Consider the following 19933-nt stretch of genomic DNA (forward strand, 5'->3'; position numbering starts at 1 on the left):
ATCAACCATTAATAGATAAAGATTTAACTCTTACTTAGACTTAAACTCAATAACCTTCAAATATAAAAAAGAGTCCTAGGCAACCCCCTAGAACTCTTTCTAATTAACACTAATATTACTCTTCAATAGCATCTACTGGGCAGCTATCTACACATACTCCACAGTCAACACAACCTTCAGAGATTTCGTACTTATCATCTCCTTCTGAGATAGCCTCTACTGGACAATCATCTACACATACTCCACAAGAAATACATTCGTCAGTAATTGTATACATAATTTTCACCTCCACTTCAGCTATAAGTTGATTCAATTTAATTAAACCATTTAACATAACAAAATTAATCTTATGTAACCAAAATAGAGTACTGACTAAAGGTGACTTCTGACAGTCCTCTAGCATAGAATAGCATAGGTTATATGATTTGTCAATAGTAGATTATATATGATTTATTATGAAAATTTCAACTAACTTTTCTCACCTGATTTTAGTGATTAGATTGCTTCTCCTTCTAGTTATAACCTCTACATCTAAGCTAAACTCTTTTAGAGCAATAAGAGAGATTCGACCTAATATAAATTGAATCATACTGGCTCTTGAAAAAAAGTAAAAAACAGTTTTAAGCTTTTAATCCCTCTTATATATACTGACATTTTGTTCTTCTTTTGTGATTAAATCAACTCTCTCTAGCCGATACATTTCAATAACATTTTCATCTCTAGCTAAATTAAGCTCAGCTTCTTGATTAATACCACCAACTTTATCTAACTCTTGCTCACCAACTTCAAATTTAAATTCAATAGTATACTCTCCTAATAAATCACTATAAACTCCAAACCTATTTACTTCCTGTGAAATAGATATGTTACTATTTCCGGAACCAGCAGAAAGTAAGTTTCTAGCTCCAGAAGAATTAATCCTTTTATAATGTTTGATATTTTTAATCTCTAATACCAATTGCTTAGATAAATCTTTAGGCATTGGAAAAAATAAAGTAGTACTATAAACCCCTGATTGATTAATCGTTCCATCTAAATCAGTACTAGATAATCTACTAATCGGTCTTAGTTGATTTCCTGCTCCATCAGTTAGTACTGCATTCTGACTGGTAGATAACTTATAATATTTATTATCATTCAATTGAACATCCAGTTCTATATCAACAGCCACTCGTCCATCTACTTTAGTTATTTCTCCATCCCTAATCTGAATTTGATCAGAATTACAACCTACTAAAAAAATAGTTGTTATTAATAATAAACTAAACCACTTTTTCATTTTAATCCCTCCCTTAATTTTTTATTACATACTTAAAAAATATCCTTGCAACGCTCACATAACTCTAATTATAATACTTTTGTTGAACAACCTAAATTCATAATTACTGACTATTAGAGATTTCCTTCTTTAAATACTCAATCGTTTCCTCTTTGGTTTTAACCTTTCCAGTAGCTTGAGCTTCTTTTACCTTCTCAAGTAACTCTCCAACTTGAGGACCCTCTTTAATAGAAAAGAGTCTCATAAGCTCATCTCCAGTCACCAACCTATTCTTTGTTCTCTCTTCACCCTGCTCAAACTCTTTGATTAATTGTTTTAAAAAATTAATACAACCTTCAACTTCCTCAGCTTTATGATTTAATTCTTTGGTACTGATTAAATCAGCGGCAGCTACTAAACAAATATCAGAAATAAATTCCCCTCCAGCTTTAAAAAAGCGATATTTCCCTTTAGAGGTTAAATTCTCTGCGTAATATAAAGACATAGGCCGCATATGATATCTAACTAAAGTTCTAATATAAAAATTCTCTTCTTTACTAAAGCGTAAATCAGATAAAATCGAATCAAGATATTTGGCCCCTACTCGTTGATGACCATAAAAATGGATTTCTCCATCAATTATCTCCTCGCTCCAAATTTTTCCTAAATCATGAAATAATAGAGCCAACTTAAGCAAAGGAACTCTTTTTTGCTCAATTCTAGTAGCCCAAAATTCCTCTCTTAATAACTCTTCTAATCTCTGTAAAGCATAAGTTGAATGGGTCCAAACATCTTCTTGATGATACTTACATTGACCAATCTCCTTCAACTTTTCAATCTCAGGAATTAACAATGATAACAGAGAAAACTCCTCTTCCATTTCAATTAGATGTTGGGCTGAGCTATTAGAAGCTAAAAGTTTAATTAACTCTTCCCTAATCCGCTCTTTAGCTATCTTAGTAAGCTCTTTAGCTTCAACATCTTTCATTAGCTCCTTAGTCTGCTGCTCTAAAGTAAACCTAAGCCTAGCTGCAAATCTAATCGCCCTAAATAATCGAATTGGATCTGATTGAAAAGTATCCTCCTGAGCTGCTTTAATACTCTGATGCTTCAGATCATCTATGCCTAACAATGGATCAATCAGATATTTTCTTAAATCAGCTTGCTTTAATAAAGCATTCAAAGAATCAGCAGTTAGTTTGATTGCCAATGCATTAATTGTAAAGTCACGTCGCTTTAAATCAGCTTCAATAGTATCGCCAGCTAACAAAGCAAAATCATAGATTAATCCTTCTTTAACGACTCGATAAATATCATGTTTTTGATCTAAAATCACAAAACTACCACCTATTGCAACGGCAAAATCCTTGGCTACTTGATCTACTTGGCCCTCAATTGCTAAGTCAACATCCTTAATCTCCCGATCTAATAAATAATCTCTTACTACTCCTCCTACTAGAAACCCCTCTAAATTACTTTCTGCTAATATTTTCACTAATTTATCAAGCTCTTTAATCATATTTACTTCCTTTCTAATTTTATTAACATTTAAAACGCCGTATCAACTCCAAAATAAAGACTTCTCTCCCTTTCAGAGATAGAAATTCCTAACTTCGGTACTGCATAAAACCAATTTCCCAGCCCACTTTCAACAGCTAACTGATAACCATAAGCAATCTGTTCACTCTCTAATTCATCTAAATTAGCATAATCGACAAATAAACTACCATACAGATCACCAACAAATAAATTTGGATTCCAACTGCCCTTCCTTAACTCTGCTAATTTATGAATATACTCAATACCCAATTGAAAACCACTGGCATCGTCTTTATAATACTTTTCGTACTTAGAATCAAATCCTCTTAAATTATTATTTTTACTAAATTGTTCGAAGCTACTCCCTCTCATCACCAGACTACTATTATCAAACAAATACTGGTACACCAATTGAGCATTAACCCCATCGCTCTTCAACTTACTTTGCAAATGAAATACTATATTCTGTCTAGGATAGTTAAAATTAACCTTTAACCCAGGAATCGCTTCACTAAAATCGGTAGTATAATCTAATTCAACAGCTGCTAACCCTTCTAAGTCTGATTGATAAGCTGGATATGATAAGTTTAATTCAGAAACTCGTTGCTCACCTTTGTTACGATAACTAAAATTAGCGGTTAGTGGCTGTAACATCTTTGTTGTCCAGTAAAAGTCAACTCCTCCAGATTCAGAGTAGAGTACGTAGTAATTATTTAGACCTAACCCATCACTTCCTGCTACTAAATAAGGGAAGAATCTAATATTCGGCTTCAATAAATAACTAAGATTCTTCTTAGCAGCTGGCTCTTTAGTTAACTCAACTCCAAGTTCTGCAAAATCCAACTCAACCTCTTCAAGAATCTTTTGCTCAGGTATATAATAAGGAATCAATTTCTCTTCTTGCTTATAAATCGCCATTCCATTAGCTGTTATTGTACAAAAATAAAACTGATCATTAATAACCACTCCCCGTTCTGCATAACCTTGTTCAGTTAACTTAAAGAGTTGATCAGTTTCTAAATTATAATTATAAACTTCTTGATAGCCATCATAACTAGCTGTAAAGTAAAGTTGTCCCTCTATAACTTCAATAGCCCTTTCCGTTTCAGAAGTTACTAACAGAGGTTCCAAAGATAATTCTTCTAAATCTAAATAATTGATACCCCAGGAGCTTAAGTTGCCTTTACTAACAACAATTAATTGGTCTTCATAAGCTATCACTTCAGAAATAAGTTGATCAATGATTCCCAATTTCTTTTGCTTACCTTCTTGATACTGCCAAATCTCTGAACCAAATTCTTCTTTATTATCTTTAACATAGATAATTTTATCATCTTCTATAACTACAAAATCCTTAAATTCAGCCGTAAGTAACTCTTCTTTATCCCCTGTCAGTAGATCATAATGATATAAAACGCTAACATCTCCATAACCTAATCGTTCAATATTAGAGTAGCCACTCTTAGAATCATTTACAGCATAATATAACTCATTATCTTCAACTTGCAGTGAACCATCACTTACCTCTCTAGTCTCTAGTAAGACCCTTTCTTGCTCTAGTTTTGGATCGTATTCAATTAATTTATTTAAGCGACTATACATAAAAGGCATTGCTGACAAAGTTTCTGCTTTAAAATAATAGAGTTTATCATTTGCTGTCGTTAAAGCAGATAGGTATCCGTTTGAATTAGTTATAACTTCATCCCCAGCTATACTCCAATCTTGATACCTTTCCTCTTCGTACTCCTGCCATTGTTGGTACAACTCAGGAAATCTCTTGCCATAAACCTCTTTTGCTGCCTTATCTAATCCAATCTTCGGGAAAAAACCTCCAGCAAATGCTGCCCAATAATATGATCCATAATTAGAGAAAAGATCTGCAAATTTCTCTTCACCATAAGTATCTGCTAAATACTGAAAGAATTTTGCTCCATATAAGTATTGATGTCCCGCAGGAAAATAATTATGGCTATATGTTATTTCTAACATTGATGGCAATTCTCCTGCTTCAACCTTAGTAGCTATAATTGCATCATAATAAGCAGAATTTAATCTCCCCTCATAGGGACTAGTTTGTGATTCACCATAAACAGCAATCCCCTCTATTAACCATAATGGAGCATGAAGATTAGGTGAAAACAAATTTCCAAATACAGAGGTAGTTAAGTCACTTGCCCCAGAGGTATTGGTCATCTGAGCAATATGTACTAACTCATGAACATTTACTAGGCGATACCAATTTTCATAATCAGATAATCCTGAACGACTAGAGGGATTATTGGTAAAGATCCCCATCTTTCCATCAACAGGGTCTGCATAACCATTAGTAAACAATCCTAAATCGCCCAGTACTACCTTAACTTTGATATCATCTTGATTTCCAGTCAATTCCATGACTTCAGAACGATATTTTTCTAAATAATAAATAGTTTCTTGAGCTTGATACTCATAACCAGTTGGATAAAAAAGAAGAAAGTTATCAGTTCCATAAGTATACCAATCAAAAACTGAAGCATAAAGATTAGCTCTCAGACCAAAAATTAATAAACAAGTTAAGACTAAAGATATTATGATTGATTTTTTCATTAGCTCACTCCCCAATAATTACTCTTATACCTATTATATCTAATTAATTATTAATTTTCACTATTTATTATTCTATAAATAGAATAATAAATAATTTTAGTTCTAATCATAATTATGTAATTATTTTATCTTAAAAATTGTAAAATTATAAAACTTAAAAGGGTTTTTAATCTCTTTCGTGAATATATTTGCAGTGAACTTTTTTATCATAATAATTTTGAATGGAGGTGTTTAAATGACTTGTGAAGAAACATTGATCTTAGACGGAGCTGCTAAATCTAAAGAGATTTATAAAGAAATTAAAACTGAGGTTGAAAAGTTAAATAAAGAAGAGGAAGTGGTTCCAAGGTTGTCTATCATCTTTGTTGGTGATAACCCAGCTTCAGCATCTTATATTAAATTACAGCAAAAAGTCTGCACAAAAGTAGGGATTGATTCAAAAGTTGTTAATTTGCCCAAAAATATCAGTCAAGAAGGTTTGCTAGCAGAATTAGATAAGATAAATAATGATGATTCAATTAACGGTATTTTGATCCAGTTACCTCTACCAGCTCATATCGATGATGATAAAATAATCAGAAAAATTAATCCTAGCAAAGACTTGGATTCATTTCATCCATATAATATTGGTGAATTAGTAATTGGTGGCGATGCTTATATTCCATGCACTCCTGAAGGAGTTATGGCTTTACTTGATAAGTATAAAATTGGTGTCAAAGGGAAAGATGTAACGATCATTGGACATAGTAATATTGTTGGTAAACCAATGGCTCTTTTATTATTAAATCGTAATGCTACTGTTTCTGTCTGCCATATTGATACTAAAGATACTGCTAAATATACTAAAAAATCAGATATTGTAATTGTAGCTGCTGGAGTACCAAATCTAATTACAGCTGATATGATTAAAGAAGGAGCGGTTGTAATCGATGTTGGTATTAATGAAGTAGATGGAAAGATTGTTGGAGATGTTGATTTTGAAAATGTAAAGAAAAAAGCAGCAGCAATCACTCCTGTTCCAGGTGGTGCTGGGCCAATGACTATCGCTATGTTATTGAAAGATACAGTTAAATCTTGCAAAAATATGTTGAATAAATAATAAATTATTACTATAAAAACCTCCCCAGGAAGGGAGGTTTTATTATTTAACATCAATCCTTAATCGATTATTAAGTTCTTAAACTCTTCTAAACTCCCTTGCCACTTTGGCTTTATATCCTCAGCCTCATCTCGAGCAATTAGAAAGTCTTCAATCAAAAACCCATCAACCCCTAATTGTTGGGCCACCATATCTTCCCCTAAATCATTGCCTACCATTATGCACTCTTCTGGTTTAGAATCAATCTTTTTTAATATCTCCTTATAATATCCTAAGTTAGGTTTAGCATAATGCATATTTTCCGAACTGGTGATTAATTCAAAATCACTCGAATCTAAACCAGCCCACTTAATTCTCTCTTTAATAGCTACAAGTGGAAATAATGGATTAGTGGCTACAACTAACTTATAATTAGAATCTTTTAATTTATCTATTATTTCAACTACCTTAGGGTCAGCCTCTATTCCTTTTCTTAACAGTGGAAATTTGTGTTGGTAAAACTTTTCAAACCTTTCCACTAAATCACTCTCTTTCTCATCAGCGAATAAAGCTCCAAAATTACTTACAAATACCTCTTGGTTAGTTTTGGACCCTTGATTATTTATCATCTTATCGGTAGCAGCCATTAATTTAGTTATAAACTCTTTAGGTGCTGCAATATCAGTGAATTGTTTAGCTAAAAGTTGAAAGTACTTCTCTAAGAATTGATCGATATCAAGCGGTAATAACGTTCCATCTAAATCAAATAAGATTGTAGTTTTTTGATCTAAAGCCTTCATTTTTTATTGCCTCCTCTTATAATCTCCTGCTTCAAGACTAAACTAACTTTTAAGTACTCACTTATAATGTTACAACAATTGAAAACAAAATCCTTTAATTGAATTAATATAAAAATTATTTTTAACCATTATATCAAAAATGATACATGATTGATATACAGTGCCACATAATTGTAATTAAGTTTAGTTTTAAATTAGAAAAGTGTTGGCCCGGAATTAATCAGACCAACACCATAATTTAATTCTCTTGATATTCCTCAATTCCTCCAACCTCTACCGTAAAATATTCATCTTCCCTAAGCATCATATGTCCTGATTCATATGGCCTTCCATCCAAAGATAAATAAACTTTATCCACATTGTAATGTTTGCCAAATGTATTAACTATACTTTGAATAATTTTACTTTCTAACAAATGCCCAACATTCATATCACTAATCAATTCTTTGGAAAAATCAACTTTTACCATTCCTTTTTCTCGCTCTAACTCTATTTGATTAATCTCTGTGTTTTTGCTAATTAACTGAGTCAAACCTTCATCAGGTACTTGGCGTAAATTCTCAGTAAAAATTACTCTCAAATCATCATTAGTACTGAAATCAATATCTCGGATAACATATTTAATCTTTTCATTTACAAAATCTGGATAAAAGAATTTAGTTGGATAAGTTATACTTTCATCTTTTTTAATCTCTTTCAACACTGTCTTAGCCCCAAAGCCATCTCCTTGATAATCTCTTTTGACATGTCCAATTTGTGCAACATAATAATCAACTTGAATTGCATCCTCTAATTTCGTTGTCACCTCAATAGCTTGATACTCTCCACTTGGCGTTTTAACCTCTATATCAACACCAGAGATATAACGCTCTCTACCATCATCTAAACTCCAGCTTGTTCCTTCTTCTAAAGGCTCTTTGAGCAAAACATCATATCCTGCCATCTCTTTGTTGGTTAAATCTTCTAAATGATAAAACTCCTTAGCCACATTAGCCGAGCGAATCTCTCCATCTTCTATCATTATGATTCTTCCCATTGTAGTCCCTAAATTACTAACCCTTACTTGGGCCAACCCATCAACAATAAAATCAAAATAGAGGTCTTGAGCTGCAAATTCATTCCCCTCGCCTTGATAAGTTAATAATGTATCTTCTAGGAATGGATAATAATCATCAATATCATAACCTTCTATATCCTTAACAATCTCTCCATTTTCAACAATTTCTCCATTATCTTGTACTAAAACATATAAAACTAATACAGACATGACTATAATTAGTCCTAATATAACCATTCGTTTCATCTAACTCCTCCTCTCTTATTAGCTATTATACCTTAAATTATTAAAAAAATCATTTGACATTAATTGGCATTTCAATAATAAGTTCTGCTACTAATTAGAAAGTTAAGGTATAGGACTTATTCTTAAAAGACAAAATAGTAACTAATTGACTTTTGATTAACTATTAAATATAATGTATAATAAAAAATATAACCAATGATTATATAATTCACCAAGTTAATTTTTGCTACTTAAAGGTTTATTTATAAGGAGGAATTTTATGTTACTTAGTATTTCACTGATTTTGATTATTGGCTTAATTTTGGGATTTACCTTTGAAAGGATTAATCTCCCCCCTTTATTAGGCATGCTATTAGCAGGAATATTATTAGGGCCATCAGGTCTTTATCTATTAGATGATAATTTATTAAATATTTCTCAAGAGATTAGAGAAATCGCATTAATCATTATTCTACTTAGAGCAGGATTAGGTATTAGCAAGGATACTATAAAAAGAATTGGTAATACTGCTTTTAAATTGAGCTTTATCCCTGTATTATTTGAAGGAGCTATCATTATGTTTTTAGCAATCTATATTCTTAATTTCAACTGGATTGAAGCTGGAATGCTCGCCTTTATCATAGCAGCAGTATCTCCCGCAGTTGTTGTTCCTTCAATGTTAAAACTAAAAGAGAAAAGTTATGGAAAGGAAAAAGAAATACCCACTTTAATTTTAGCTAGTGCTTCAATTGATGATGTCTTAGCTATTACAGCTTTTAGTATCTTTTTAGGGATCTATCGAAGTGGTCAAGTCTCTGTTGTTGCTAATTTGGCCCAAATACCGATTAAAATAATTGGTGGAATCTTATTAGGAATTCTACTCGGGACTATTTTAGTTAAATTATTTAATTTATATAATACATTAAAAACTGCTCATAAAGTAATTATTTTAATTAGCACTTCTATTTTAGCCAATGTATTAGGCAATTATTTAGGAGTAGCTAGTTTATTAGCAGTTATGGCAATCGGTTACATATTACTAGAAAAGAATGAAGACTTAGCAAATAAATTTTCAAATGTATTAAATAGTTTATGGGTTCCTGCTGAAATATTTCTTTTTGTTTTGATAGGAGCTGCCGTACAAATAGAAATAGCTTACAATGCAGGTGCTATTGGAGCACTGATTATCTTTATCGGCTTATCTGGCAGAATTATTGGAGTATTATTAGCCACAACAAATAGCTATCTCAACTTTAAAGAAAGAATCTTTTGTGGAGTATCTTACTTACCTAAAGCCACAGTTCAAGCAGCAATAGGTGCCGTACCATTAACAGAAAATGTTCCGCAAGGAGAGTTAATTTTAGCATTAGCAGTATTGTCGATCATCTTAACTGCACCATTAGGTGCTTTTGGAATAGAATATTTTGCTCCAAAATTATTAGTAAACAATGATACTCTTTTATAAAATTGAACCTTTGTATAAAAAGCAGACTGCTTCAAATACTAAAAAATAATATTGTATAACACAAGGAGGTCTAAATGGAAAAATTTAAAATTAGCGACTATATTGTAGAACCTAAAGGTAAAGTAGCTAAACGAATGATTTATAAAGATGAAAATGTAATCTCTTTCATTCTTAATATTTCTAAAGGTGAATCATTGCCTAATCATACCCATTTTGATTCTACTGTTTTACTACAAGTGATACAAGGTAGTGCTAATCTCAAAGTAGATGATAAAACTTCACCCATCCAAGAAAATGATTTAATCCAACTAGATGGCCCAGAAAGTATGTCTGTCGAAAATAATGATAATGAAATTCTAATTTTATATGTTACTATATCCCCAGCTCCTCCGTCCGAAAAATATTCTGTCGATGTTGATTTAGAATAAGATTTACAAATTAAAATAGTATTTTTAAAGAGATTCCTAGTTTATAAACTAGGAATCTCTTATTATCTACTTCTCTAATTTTAACAAGTGGTAGACTAAAGTATTAACATAACTCAGTAAAATATTAAGAGTTAATAACTTTTACTCTACCAACTACTCCACTTTTAAGACGTACTTTAATCCCATGTGGATGAGTAGAAGAATTGGTTAAAATATCCTTGACAACACCTTCAGTTAGTCTTCCTGACTTCTGATCTTGTTTTTGCACAACTGAAACATGAAGTCCAGGCTTTATATTTTTACGATGTTTTCCAACCATATAATCTCACCTCCATCTACTAAATTTAATAATAAATATCGACCTAAAAACTATATCTTTACTGAATAATAATATTCTTCAAGGCTAATTCTAAGTAAAAACAGGAGGAAAATAATAATGATCTACTTTAAAGATAAATATTCCTTAGGAATTATTGTTAGCATATTTGCTAATTTCATTAGAAATATTTTTACTTATATTTGTTATTACTTTAATATTAGTCAATATTTAGCACGTCAAATTGCTGCTGCTACTTTTTTACCCCAAACCAAAGTTAATTCCTTTTTAGGAATAATAATTGGCACTTTTGCTGATTATGGAGTAGCTATCTCTTTAGGAGTTATTATAATATATCTTTTGTACCTAACTGGGACAGCTTATCCATTACTTAAAGGAATATCTATGGGACTTTTATATTGGTTGCTTCTTTTTGGTATGATGCTTCGCTTTGGACTCAGTGAAATCAACCCTACTGATTTAAATACCAATATAGTATTTTTAATAAATCATATTCTACTAGGAGTTCTTATAGCTTGGTTGGCAAATATGTATGGAAAGAAAATATTAAAGAATAACTAATAACCGTACAACTTTTAAAAGTTGTATATTGATACATGATTTCCCCACTCTTCTACATAGTTCACAATAATCCCTTTTGTTTTATTCTCTTTAGAGACCTTCTTCCAATATACTAGCTGGCCCTTCCCTCTGTATTAACTTTTTAACTCTTAATATATCAATACTTCATACCTTTGCTAGATAATATCTCCTTCCCTAGAAACAATAAATTAGTAGCAATTAGATCTGGTAAATCAAGTAATTTTATGATATTATAAAATTGCGTTTTTTAGTCTGGTTATTTAAGTAATTAGATAAAAACTGACAAATCCATTTTTATTTTATTAATCTTTTATGATTTTTTTAAAATAATTATTTTCATATTTATTAACTATAAGTTTACTTATACTAGGAGGCGATAAAAAATGAGATATGAAGGAAGGATTTATAGACCACCAAGTGAAGCTAAAAGCGTTATCATACAAACAACAGTTGGTTGTTCTCATAACAAATGTACTTTTTGCAATATGTATAATAAAAAACAATTTAAAGTAAGAAATATCGATGAAATAATTGAAGACCTTAAAATAGCAAGAGATTATTATGAATCTGTAAGTCGTATATTTTTAGCAGATGGAAATGCATTATGCTTAAAAACTGAAGATTTAAAGATTATATTATCAAAAGTCAATGAGTTATTTCCCGAATGTAAGAGGGTAGGAACATATAGTTCACCTAGGGATATTTTGAATAAATCTGTTGAAGAACTCAAAGAATTAAGAAATTTAGGCTTGAAAATTGCTTATTTAGGAATTGAATCCGGTAGTGATGAAGTACTAAAAAATGTTAATAAAGGGGTTAATTCTAAAGAGTTGATAAAAGCTGGTAATAAAGTTATTGACTCTAATATTAAATTGTCAGTAACTCTTATATCAGGATTAGGAGGAAAAGCAAATTGGAAAAAACATGCTAGAGAATCAGCTAAAGTAGTTAATGAAATCAACCCCGATTATTTAGCCCTTTTAACACTTTTCATCGATGAAGAAACAGAAATTTATGATCAAATACAAAATAACAGGTTTAAGTTATTAGAACCTCAAGAAATTATAATAGAAACTAAAGAACTACTTGAAAACTTAAAGCTTTCAAATTCTGTTTTTAGAAGTAATCACGCTTCTAATTATTTATCTTTAGCTGGTGTTTTAAATAGAGATAAAGATAAATTATTAAAAAAATTAGATGAAGCAATAAATGATAATTCTAAATATAAACCAGAATCCTTAAGGGGACTCTAAATAAAAATAGCTATAAAGAAGAAGTCTTAGCTTCATAAGGCTTTTTCTTTTTTATATCCAGTTGCAATTGCATATAACTTCCCTACACTTTAACTAAAGCAGCTAACTTTCATTTATACTGATAACTGAAATATCACCAAGATCTATTGATCATACTTCCACAAAACTTTCTTATATTAGAAATAATCTTTAAAATCTTCCAAAATTATAATAATAAATTGATCTGATTTCATTTTATACTGAAGCAATATATAACCTTATATTCGGACATAATAAAGTCTGAATAAAGGAGGTGGCTAATATAGATAATAACCAAAGCATAGATAAGTTAAATGAACTTCTAAAAGGAGAGAAGATGGCTGCTAATATTTATGAAGAAACAAATAATTTACAGAAAGATTCACAGGTAGAAAAGATGCTAAAAAGTTTTGCTCAGGATCACCAACGGCATACTCAGCAGTTAGAAGAGAGGATAGAGCAATTAGGTGGCGATCCCAACGAAAATATAGGTATGTCAGGAGCAATGGCAAATATGATGGCAAAGTTAAACGCAATACGCGGGCCAAAGCATCTGCTTAATCAAGTTTATAAAGGGGAAGCCATGGGTGTTAAAGCTTATGAAAAACGGATAAATGACTTAGATCCTATAAGTCAAGAAATTGTTCAGGGCTTGATGGAAGAAGATAAAGAGCATTTAAGAAAATTTGAGGCGCGAGTTGATCAAGAAAGAAGAGAAAACTAGAAAAAAGAAGTTGAAGTAAATTTACTTCAACTTCTTTTTTTCTGCTCATTTATTTCAAAAAGATTTACCTGCTTCTTAATTTAATTTTTCTAATATTTCATACTTTTCTTTAACCATAATTATATTTTCCTCCATTAAACTCCTAAATAAACTACTCCCCTTCCCAGCAGTATAATCTTTCTTCTCTATTCCAACTTGATCAATTACAATTACCTCTTTACCTTCCTTAGCAGCCCATAATGCAGCTTCTAAATTTAATAAATTTCCCGGGCCAAAAGGAATATCAGTCAAGACTACTGTATCTACCATTTTTATCTTAGCTAGATTAGCTTGATGCTGCTCTTCAGTGATTGGCCCAAATGGAGCTTCACTGATAACTTCAATATCACACAACTTAGCAACTTCCCAATCAGAATCCTTCTTATTTACTACTCCACAACTAACTTGATAACCCAATTCAACTAAATTCTCTATCAAATCTCGACCACTACCACCCCCACAGATCAGATGAACCTTATAATCTCTTTTCTCACTAGATAAATAGCGATTATCAACTAAAGTTACATAAGGACGATTACTTGGATAATTTCTTCTAATAATCACCTTAGAACCATAAACATCTTCAATATTTTCAACAGTAATAATCTCCTGCGGAGTACCAAAACTATAAACCTTTCCTTCATTAAGTAGAAGTAACTTATCACAATACTGACTAGCCAGGTTCAAATCATGACTTACAATCAAAATTGTCAACCCCTGCTCTCGATTCAACTTTCTTAATAACTCCATCATCTCCAATTGATAATTAATATCAAGGTTAGATGTAGGTTCATCTAACAACATAACCTCCGGCTGCTGGGCCAAAGCCCTAGCTAAAATCACCCTCTGTCTTTCTCCACCACTCAATTGATCAATCCTTCTATCAGCAAATTGAGCTGTATTTGTCAGCTCCATTACCTCGTTAGCAATCTGATAATCTTCACTACTTTCACTTTTAAATCTTGAAATATAAGGAGCCCTCCCCATCAAAACAATCTCTTCAACTGTAAAATCAAAATTTATCGTTGTATTCTGTGGGACTACAGCTACCCTCTTAGCCATCTCTTTTTTAGCAAATTTTTGTAGATCAAGCTCATCCAAATAAACCTTTCCTTGCTCTGGCTTAAGAATAGAGTTTATATTTTTGAGTAAAGTTGATTTACCAGAGCCATTCGGGCCAATTAAAGCTATAAATTCCCCTTGTTCAATTGCAAAACTGACTCCTTTTAAAACCTTACTCAAACCATTATATTTATAACTTAATTTATCAACCTTAAGCTTGCTAGCCATTATCAACCATCTCCTAAAAACCCGTTCTTTTCTTCTTATGTAATAGATAAATAAAAAATGGTGCCCCAAATAAAGAAGTTATAATTCCTACTGGAATCTCAATAGGAGCAATCAGCCCTCTTGCTAATAAATCAGCCAAAATCAAAAAACTAGCCCCAACTAAAGCTGAACTTGGAATTAAAATTCTATGATCAGGGCCAATCACTAAACGCACAATATGTGGAATAATCAAACCAACAAAACCAATCACACCACTTCCTGCTACGGCAGCCCCTGCCAATAAAGCACCAGCTAACAAAAGTATCTTCTTTATCTTTTCTACTTCAACCCCTAAGCTTTGTGCCGACTCTTCTCCTAATAACATAATATTTAAATCCTTAGCCAAAAAATGAATTATAAGATAACCAACAAAGATATAGATCCAGATCATCTCTACGCGTTGCCAACTACTATTAGCCAAACTACCCATCGTCCAAAATATAATCTGTTGAATACTATCATCATTAAAGAACATTAATAAAGAAACAACAGCTGAGAGAAATGAAGCAATAGCAATCCCAGCTAATAATAATGTAGCTACCGCCACCTTTCGACCGTTTCTAGCTAAATTATACACTATAAAAGTAGTTCCTAAAGCACCTATGAAGGCAAATAAAGGAATTGTATTAAACTTTAAAAAATTGATATCTATATTAAAGATCATTCCCAAAGCTGCTCCTAAGGAAGCCCCAGATGAAATTCCAATAATATAAGGATCTGCCATTGGATTTTTAAATAATGCCTGAAAAGCAGTGCCAGAAGTTGCTAGAGCTACTCCTACTAAAGCGGCCAATAATACTCTAGGCAATCTAAGCTGAAAGATAATCACTTGATTGATTTCAACATCCCCTAATTCAATAAAATTACCTAACACAGGAACCTCATTAATTAGTATCTTACTTACATCTGAGAATGAAATCTCAGTTGCACCTAAACTAACCCCTAAGATTGTTACCGCAATTAAACAAATCATTAATCCTATAATTATTGCATACCATTCTGCCTTTGTATCTACCATCACACACCTCTTTCATACAGACTCTTATTTAATTGAATAACTCTGGATGGATTACTTCAGCTAGTCTCTCTAAGGCAATTATTAACCTTGGCCCAGCACGATTTAATAAATCAGCATCTAAAGGATAAACCCTTCCCTCTTTAATAGCCTTAATAGATTGAAACCTCTCCCTAGCTTGAATTGATTCTTTACTAACTTCACTTTCATGAGAAACCAAATAAATATCAGGATCCTGTGTTAATAAGCTCTCAACACTATACTGCGGCCACTTTCCTTGAGCATTATGGGCTATATTGATCCCACCAGCCAAATGAATCAAATCATCAATAAAAGTGCCAGCACCTGCCGTATATAAAGGCTCCTTCCAGACCTCATAAAACACCTTAGGTCTTTCTTCATCTACTATATTCTTCTCAATAACCTCTCTTACTTCATTAATTTTATCATTCATTTCAGCTGTTAAACTGACTGCTTCATCCTGTTGGCCCATTAATTCTCCTACTAAACTAATCGTCTCGATAACTCCATTAACACTCTCTGGTGCTAAAGCTACTACATCAATTCCTAATTGCTCTAACCTTTGAATTGTCTCCTTGGGAGTAAGTTCAGCAGCCAATACTAAATCAGGCTGCAAACTAATTATTCTCTCCAAACTTGGCTCTGTAATTGTACCTATGCTAGTTATCTCTTGGGCAGCTTTAGGGTAATTATCATACTCTGTAACTCCTACTAGCTTATCTTCTCCTTGTAAAGCAAATACTATCTCAGTATGGCTAGGAGCTAATGAAACAATCTTAGCTGGTTCTTCTTCAACTACAATCTCTTTTCCTAAATCATCAACAATATTTACAGGATATTCTCTCGCCTCAACTATATCTCCTCCAACAAAATAAAGTGTTACTAAAACAAATAAAAATGTTATTACTGTTAATTTTCTTGTATTTTTCATAATCTTCATCTCCCTTAATAAATTTTTATTCTTCTAATTAAAGAACTTTCAGTCCTTCTAGCAAAGATCGAAAATAATTTCTTCCTTCTGATATTTTGCTACAACTTATTGTTAACTGACCTTAATCTACCTTTCTAAATCAAAATTACTATAATTAATTTTCATTCCCCGTTCTTTGATAATAGCTGAATCAACTGGCAACTCAACTATTTTCTCAGCAAACTCTTCGGTAATCGAATAATTATTACTAAAATGAATTGGAATTAATAGATTCGGCTTAAGCTCTTTTGCAAAGTACTCACCACCTCGATAATAATCTTTTTTTAGCCTAGGGTCAACAGGTACAAAAGCTAAATCTATATCTACATCCGGTAGTTGGGCCAACTCCTCTTTGTACTCCCTTTCTTCCCGTTTTCTCTCAGCTGGACTAAACTTATCCCAATGCCACCAATTTAAATCGCCAGCATGAAAGATAACTAAACCATCCACTTCAACTAAAAATGAAACCCCTTGGTCAGTCGTACCATAGGTATTTACTGTAATATCTTCTAAATCCAGTTTTTGATACTTCTCCATTTGGTAATACTCTTCATCTTTATTATTTACTTGCAGATCAGCACTTAAAATATATTTTAAATTATCAGCCTTCTGCTTCCAATCAAAAATAACAGGATTAAAGTGATCACTATGATTATGAGAAACAAAGACTAGACCTTCCTCTTTATCTCGAAATATATCCGGCTCAACTACTCCCGTTTCTAAACTTCGCTCCTTACCTGCTGAATTATCATTATAATAATCAAAAACTAATAATTTAGATTCAGTTTCTACTGCTACTCCACTATGATAAAGATGATAAACATTAGCTGTTTTGTTCAGCTTCTCCATTATTAATTCCTCCTTTAGATTAGTTATTTATTTATATTATTATCTAAAAAATCTAACTTGAAACTTTTTTATTTCTATATCAACCCACTAAAACAAAAATAACTCAAGTTTTTAAAATATCATCAATATTATTTTACTATACTTTCGTTGGAATTTAAATGAAAAATAAAAATCAACTCTTTTAAAGGGCCAACACCAAAAAGACTCTCACATGCTAAAATGAGAGCCTTTTATATGATTATAATAATATCATCATTTATTAACTTTCATTTAGACTTGATAATTGATTAGTTCGATAAACATAATAGGCTATACCGAAATGAATAATTAGAGATACTAAAAAAGTATATAACAAATTCCAATTTCTATAACTTAATAGATCATAGTTAATCAAAAAATAATGAACTACTACAGCAGCTAAAGGAAAAGCTATAATAATACTTAAAACAGCAGAAATTGTTTTAAATTTAACTAATAAATAAGAAAATGTAATAACAGTTGCAAACCAAGCAGTAGAAAGTAAGAGTGGAATATCATTAATAGTTAAAATATCAACATTGTTAAAATTCCAGAAGCCAAACATATTTTGCATTAAATAAACCAATATTAAAGCAAGTACCAGCCCTCCCACAAGCCCAATACTAAAAAACTCTTTAATATTTTGCTCAGGAACGACTAAAAACATAAAAAATAAAGATAAGAGTAAAATTAATCCTCCAGCTAGATTCTCCAAGCCCAATTTTATCACCTCTTAATTAACTTTTCCTTTCTTCAAATATATATACATCTAAAAATCTCTTTTAAATTTACAACAATATATTCAAGCAATTAAACAAACTCTGCGAAGTTAAAATATAAAAGAAATAACTTTAGAATATAAAGGGCCAACACCAAAAAGACTCTCATCTGTTAAAATGAGAGTCTTTTCCCTAATTTGCAACAACAAATTAAAGGTTATACCTTAAGGTCTTTTGATAATTCTTGTAATTGCTGTGTCATATCTGCTAACTCTTGTGCTGAGATAGATATTTCATTAGACATGCTCTGTATATCAAAAGCAGCCTCCTTTACTTCACCACTATCTTCTGCTAATTGAATACTTGCATTAGAGGTCTGTTCTACTTGATTTGAAGTCTCTTTTACTGCCTCTTTAATCTCATCAAATACAACCCCAGTTTTCTCTACAACCTCTTGACTTTCTTTAGACTTTAACTCTACTTCTTTAATCTTCTCTATTCCCTTTTTAGATTGTTTCTGGGTCTCAGTAACCAGAGTAGAAATTTTATCTGTTGCCGTAGCAGTTTCACTTGCTAATTCTCTTATTTCATCTGCTACCACAGCAAAACCTTGTCCATGTTCTCCCGCTCTTGCTGCCTCTATTGCGGCATTTAAAGCTAATAAATTGGTCTGTTCAGCAATATTAGTAATTAAATCTACTATCTCCTCTATCTCTTTGGAAACATTATCTAAATTACCAATCACTTCTACTGCTTCATCAACTACTTCATTGATCTTTCTAATACTCTTTACTGTATCCTCAATATTTTTGCTACCAAGATTGGTTTGTGAATTAGCTTCTTGAGAAAAGCTGGCAACTTCTTCTGAGCTAGCTGAAATTTCTTGTATTCCTGCTGAAATATTATCTATTAAATTATTAGTCGTTTCAATTGTTGCACTTCCCTCTTCTGCTGATGCAGATAATTCTGCACTATGGGCTGAAACATTTTCAATGATTTCTTTGATTCTTTCCCCTGTTTCTTCTAGCTTTTTAGATATTATTGTGGCTTCTTTTTCACTTTGCTCTGCAATTTTAATTAAATCATCTCCCCATTTAGTAGAGAAATATAAGACTACTGCAACTCCAATCAAAATAACCATATAACTAACAAACTCACCAACAACTGCCAACTCTTCAACCATTATTGTTGTTGGAGAAGATATAAATAAAGTAGTTAAGATAATAATTTGAATAATACTGAAAACAAGCAAGACCTTCTTTTGGTTATATAAAGAAGCTAAAGCTAATGAGAACATACAAATAAGAAACAACCTTGCATTTCCACCTTGTAAATAAGATAAAATTATGACGCCAATAGTTGGAATCATCGGTAGAATTATAGCCTCTATAAAAGTATTAATTTTAACTTTATAGATTACTAATCCTAATAAAGCAACTGATAAAGGAGCCAACATTGCCATGATGTCTCCACGTAAAATTTGGCCTACCGATATTAATAAAGCAACTACCCATAAAATAATTACAATTGTTTTGCTTGCCCTTTGGCTATGATTACTTTCTTTAATTTCCATTCTAATAACCTCTCCTTTATTTCTATAAGTTGATTAATTGCTTTCTATCT

The 19933-nt window shown here is 31.7% G+C and carries 19 protein-coding genes; 6 read left to right on the forward strand and 13 right to left on the reverse strand.

What is annotated here, in order from left to right:
* Positions 1-115: 115 nt before the first annotated feature.
* The 4 genes from ACKF5P_RS05780 to ACKF5P_RS05795 all read right to left on the reverse strand — a co-directional run bounded on the left by ACKF5P_RS05780 (position 116) and on the right by ACKF5P_RS05795 (position 5383).
* Positions 116-280: a DUF362 domain-containing protein gene (locus tag ACKF5P_RS05780; protein ID WP_408956628.1), complete on the reverse strand. Its 165-nt coding sequence runs from the start codon at positions 278-280 to the stop codon at positions 116-118.
* Positions 281-628: 348 nt separating this feature from the next.
* Entirely contained in the window at positions 629-1279 is a 651-nt protein-coding gene (locus tag ACKF5P_RS05785) for a hypothetical protein (protein ID WP_408956544.1), read from the reverse strand.
* Positions 1280-1382: 103 nt separating this feature from the next.
* A complete protein-coding gene (locus tag ACKF5P_RS05790; protein WP_408956545.1) occupies positions 1383-2777 on the reverse strand; it encodes a CCA tRNA nucleotidyltransferase in 1395 nt (464 codons plus the stop codon).
* 29 nt (positions 2778-2806) lie between these two features.
* On the reverse strand, positions 2807-5383 hold the full coding sequence (locus ACKF5P_RS05795) for a hypothetical protein (RefSeq protein ID WP_408956546.1): 2577 nt from the start codon (positions 5381-5383) through the stop codon (positions 2807-2809).
* Positions 5384-5618: 235 nt separating this feature from the next.
* Between ACKF5P_RS05795 and ACKF5P_RS05800 the strand changes: the two genes are divergently transcribed.
* Positions 5619-6482, forward strand: a complete 864-nt coding sequence (locus ACKF5P_RS05800) for a bifunctional 5,10-methylenetetrahydrofolate dehydrogenase/5,10-methenyltetrahydrofolate cyclohydrolase (protein WP_408956547.1) — start codon at positions 5619-5621, stop codon at positions 6480-6482.
* A gap of 59 nt (positions 6483-6541) precedes the next feature.
* On the opposite strand, the gene ACKF5P_RS05805 is transcribed toward ACKF5P_RS05800, so the two are convergent.
* Entirely contained in the window at positions 6542-7261 is a 720-nt protein-coding gene (locus ACKF5P_RS05805) for an HAD family hydrolase (RefSeq protein WP_408956548.1), read from the reverse strand.
* 238 nt (positions 7262-7499) lie between these two features.
* Positions 7500-8564, reverse strand: a complete 1065-nt coding sequence (locus tag ACKF5P_RS05810; RefSeq protein WP_408956549.1) for a GerMN domain-containing protein — start codon at positions 8562-8564, stop codon at positions 7500-7502.
* A 259-nt stretch (positions 8565-8823) separates the two neighbouring features.
* Here ACKF5P_RS05810 and ACKF5P_RS05815 point away from each other — a divergent pair, with 259 nt between their 5' ends.
* Together ACKF5P_RS05815 and ACKF5P_RS05820 are read left to right on the forward strand one after the other, a co-directional pair.
* Entirely contained in the window at positions 8824-10008 is a 1185-nt protein-coding gene (locus ACKF5P_RS05815; RefSeq protein ID WP_408956550.1) for a cation:proton antiporter, read from the forward strand.
* Positions 10009-10082: 74 nt separating this feature from the next.
* On the forward strand, positions 10083-10436 hold the full coding sequence (locus ACKF5P_RS05820; protein ID WP_408956551.1) for a cupin domain-containing protein: 354 nt from the start codon (positions 10083-10085) through the stop codon (positions 10434-10436).
* 124 nt (positions 10437-10560) lie between these two features.
* On the opposite strand, the gene ACKF5P_RS05825 is transcribed toward ACKF5P_RS05820, so the two are convergent.
* Entirely contained in the window at positions 10561-10755 is a 195-nt protein-coding gene (locus ACKF5P_RS05825; RefSeq protein WP_408956552.1) for a YwbE family protein, read from the reverse strand.
* Between the two features lie 117 nt (positions 10756-10872).
* Here ACKF5P_RS05825 and ACKF5P_RS05830 point away from each other — a divergent pair, with 117 nt between their 5' ends.
* From ACKF5P_RS05830 to ACKF5P_RS05840, 3 genes are all read left to right on the forward strand, one after another.
* A complete protein-coding gene (locus tag ACKF5P_RS05830) occupies positions 10873-11334 on the forward strand; it encodes a hypothetical protein (protein ID WP_408956553.1) in 462 nt (153 codons plus the stop codon).
* Between the two features lie 404 nt (positions 11335-11738).
* Complete coding sequence (locus ACKF5P_RS05835) at positions 11739-12608, forward strand: radical SAM protein (RefSeq protein WP_408956554.1); 870 nt, start codon at positions 11739-11741, stop codon at positions 12606-12608.
* 292 nt (positions 12609-12900) lie between these two features.
* Complete coding sequence (locus tag ACKF5P_RS05840) at positions 12901-13350, forward strand: DUF2383 domain-containing protein (RefSeq protein WP_408956555.1); 450 nt, start codon at positions 12901-12903, stop codon at positions 13348-13350.
* A 75-nt stretch (positions 13351-13425) separates the two neighbouring features.
* Here ACKF5P_RS05840 and ACKF5P_RS05845 read toward each other — a convergent pair whose 3' ends face one another.
* The 6 genes from ACKF5P_RS05845 to ACKF5P_RS05870 all read right to left on the reverse strand — a co-directional run bounded on the left by ACKF5P_RS05845 (position 13426) and on the right by ACKF5P_RS05870 (position 19883).
* Positions 13426-14679, reverse strand: a complete 1254-nt coding sequence (locus ACKF5P_RS05845; protein WP_408956556.1) for a heme ABC transporter ATP-binding protein — start codon at positions 14677-14679, stop codon at positions 13426-13428.
* A 13-nt stretch (positions 14680-14692) separates the two neighbouring features.
* A complete protein-coding gene (locus ACKF5P_RS05850; protein WP_408956557.1) occupies positions 14693-15736 on the reverse strand; it encodes a FecCD family ABC transporter permease in 1044 nt (347 codons plus the stop codon).
* A gap of 28 nt (positions 15737-15764) precedes the next feature.
* Complete coding sequence (locus ACKF5P_RS05855; RefSeq protein ID WP_408956558.1) at positions 15765-16685, reverse strand: ABC transporter substrate-binding protein; 921 nt, start codon at positions 16683-16685, stop codon at positions 15765-15767.
* A 126-nt stretch (positions 16686-16811) separates the two neighbouring features.
* Positions 16812-17573 (reverse strand): MBL fold metallo-hydrolase, encoded by a 762-nt coding sequence (locus ACKF5P_RS05860; RefSeq protein WP_408956559.1) that lies wholly within the window; start codon positions 17571-17573, stop codon positions 16812-16814.
* Between the two features lie 259 nt (positions 17574-17832).
* The gene (locus ACKF5P_RS05865) at positions 17833-18312 is read right to left on the reverse strand and encodes a hypothetical protein (RefSeq protein ID WP_408956560.1); all 480 of its coding nucleotides are present in this window, start codon (positions 18310-18312) and stop codon (positions 17833-17835) included.
* 215 nt (positions 18313-18527) lie between these two features.
* Complete coding sequence (locus ACKF5P_RS05870; RefSeq protein ID WP_408956561.1) at positions 18528-19883, reverse strand: methyl-accepting chemotaxis protein; 1356 nt, start codon at positions 19881-19883, stop codon at positions 18528-18530.
* Positions 19884-19933 lie beyond the last annotated feature (50 nt).

The organism is Natroniella sp. ANB-PHB2, from assembly GCF_046097105.1.
Lineage (GTDB): Bacteria > Bacillota > Halanaerobiia > Halobacteroidales > Halobacteroidaceae > Natroniella.

What these genes read in the sequence shown, in the direction of transcription:
- ACKF5P_RS05785 (WP_408956544.1), bottom strand. Translation starts at nt 1,279, where the DNA reads ATGAAAAAGTGGTTTAGTTTATTATTAATAACAACTATTTTTTTAGTA.
- ACKF5P_RS05790 (WP_408956545.1), bottom strand. Translation starts at nt 2,777, where the DNA reads ATGATTAAAGAGCTTGATAAATTAGTGAAAATATTAGCAGAAAGTAAT.
- ACKF5P_RS05795 (WP_408956546.1), bottom strand. Translation starts at nt 5,383, where the DNA reads ATGAAAAAATCAATCATAATATCTTTAGTCTTAACTTGTTTATTAATT.
- ACKF5P_RS05800 (WP_408956547.1), top strand. Translation starts at nt 5,619, where the DNA reads ATGACTTGTGAAGAAACATTGATCTTAGACGGAGCTGCTAAATCTAAA.
- ACKF5P_RS05805 (WP_408956548.1), bottom strand. Translation starts at nt 7,261, where the DNA reads ATGAAGGCTTTAGATCAAAAAACTACAATCTTATTTGATTTAGATGGA.
- ACKF5P_RS05810 (WP_408956549.1), bottom strand. Translation starts at nt 8,564, where the DNA reads ATGAAACGAATGGTTATATTAGGACTAATTATAGTCATGTCTGTATTA.
- ACKF5P_RS05815 (WP_408956550.1), top strand. Translation starts at nt 8,824, where the DNA reads ATGTTACTTAGTATTTCACTGATTTTGATTATTGGCTTAATTTTGGGA.
- ACKF5P_RS05820 (WP_408956551.1), top strand. Translation starts at nt 10,083, where the DNA reads ATGGAAAAATTTAAAATTAGCGACTATATTGTAGAACCTAAAGGTAAA.
- ACKF5P_RS05825 (WP_408956552.1), bottom strand. Translation starts at nt 10,755, where the DNA reads ATGGTTGGAAAACATCGTAAAAATATAAAGCCTGGACTTCATGTTTCA.
- ACKF5P_RS05830 (WP_408956553.1), top strand. Translation starts at nt 10,873, where the DNA reads ATGATCTACTTTAAAGATAAATATTCCTTAGGAATTATTGTTAGCATA.
- ACKF5P_RS05835 (WP_408956554.1), top strand. Translation starts at nt 11,739, where the DNA reads ATGAGATATGAAGGAAGGATTTATAGACCACCAAGTGAAGCTAAAAGC.
- ACKF5P_RS05845 (WP_408956556.1), bottom strand. Translation starts at nt 14,679, where the DNA reads ATGGCTAGCAAGCTTAAGGTTGATAAATTAAGTTATAAATATAATGGT.
- ACKF5P_RS05850 (WP_408956557.1), bottom strand. Translation starts at nt 15,736, where the DNA reads ATGGTAGATACAAAGGCAGAATGGTATGCAATAATTATAGGATTAATG.
- ACKF5P_RS05855 (WP_408956558.1), bottom strand. Translation starts at nt 16,685, where the DNA reads ATGAAAAATACAAGAAAATTAACAGTAATAACATTTTTATTTGTTTTA.
- ACKF5P_RS05860 (WP_408956559.1), bottom strand. Translation starts at nt 17,573, where the DNA reads ATGGAGAAGCTGAACAAAACAGCTAATGTTTATCATCTTTATCATAGT.
- ACKF5P_RS05870 (WP_408956561.1), bottom strand. Translation starts at nt 19,883, where the DNA reads ATGGAAATTAAAGAAAGTAATCATAGCCAAAGGGCAAGCAAAACAATT.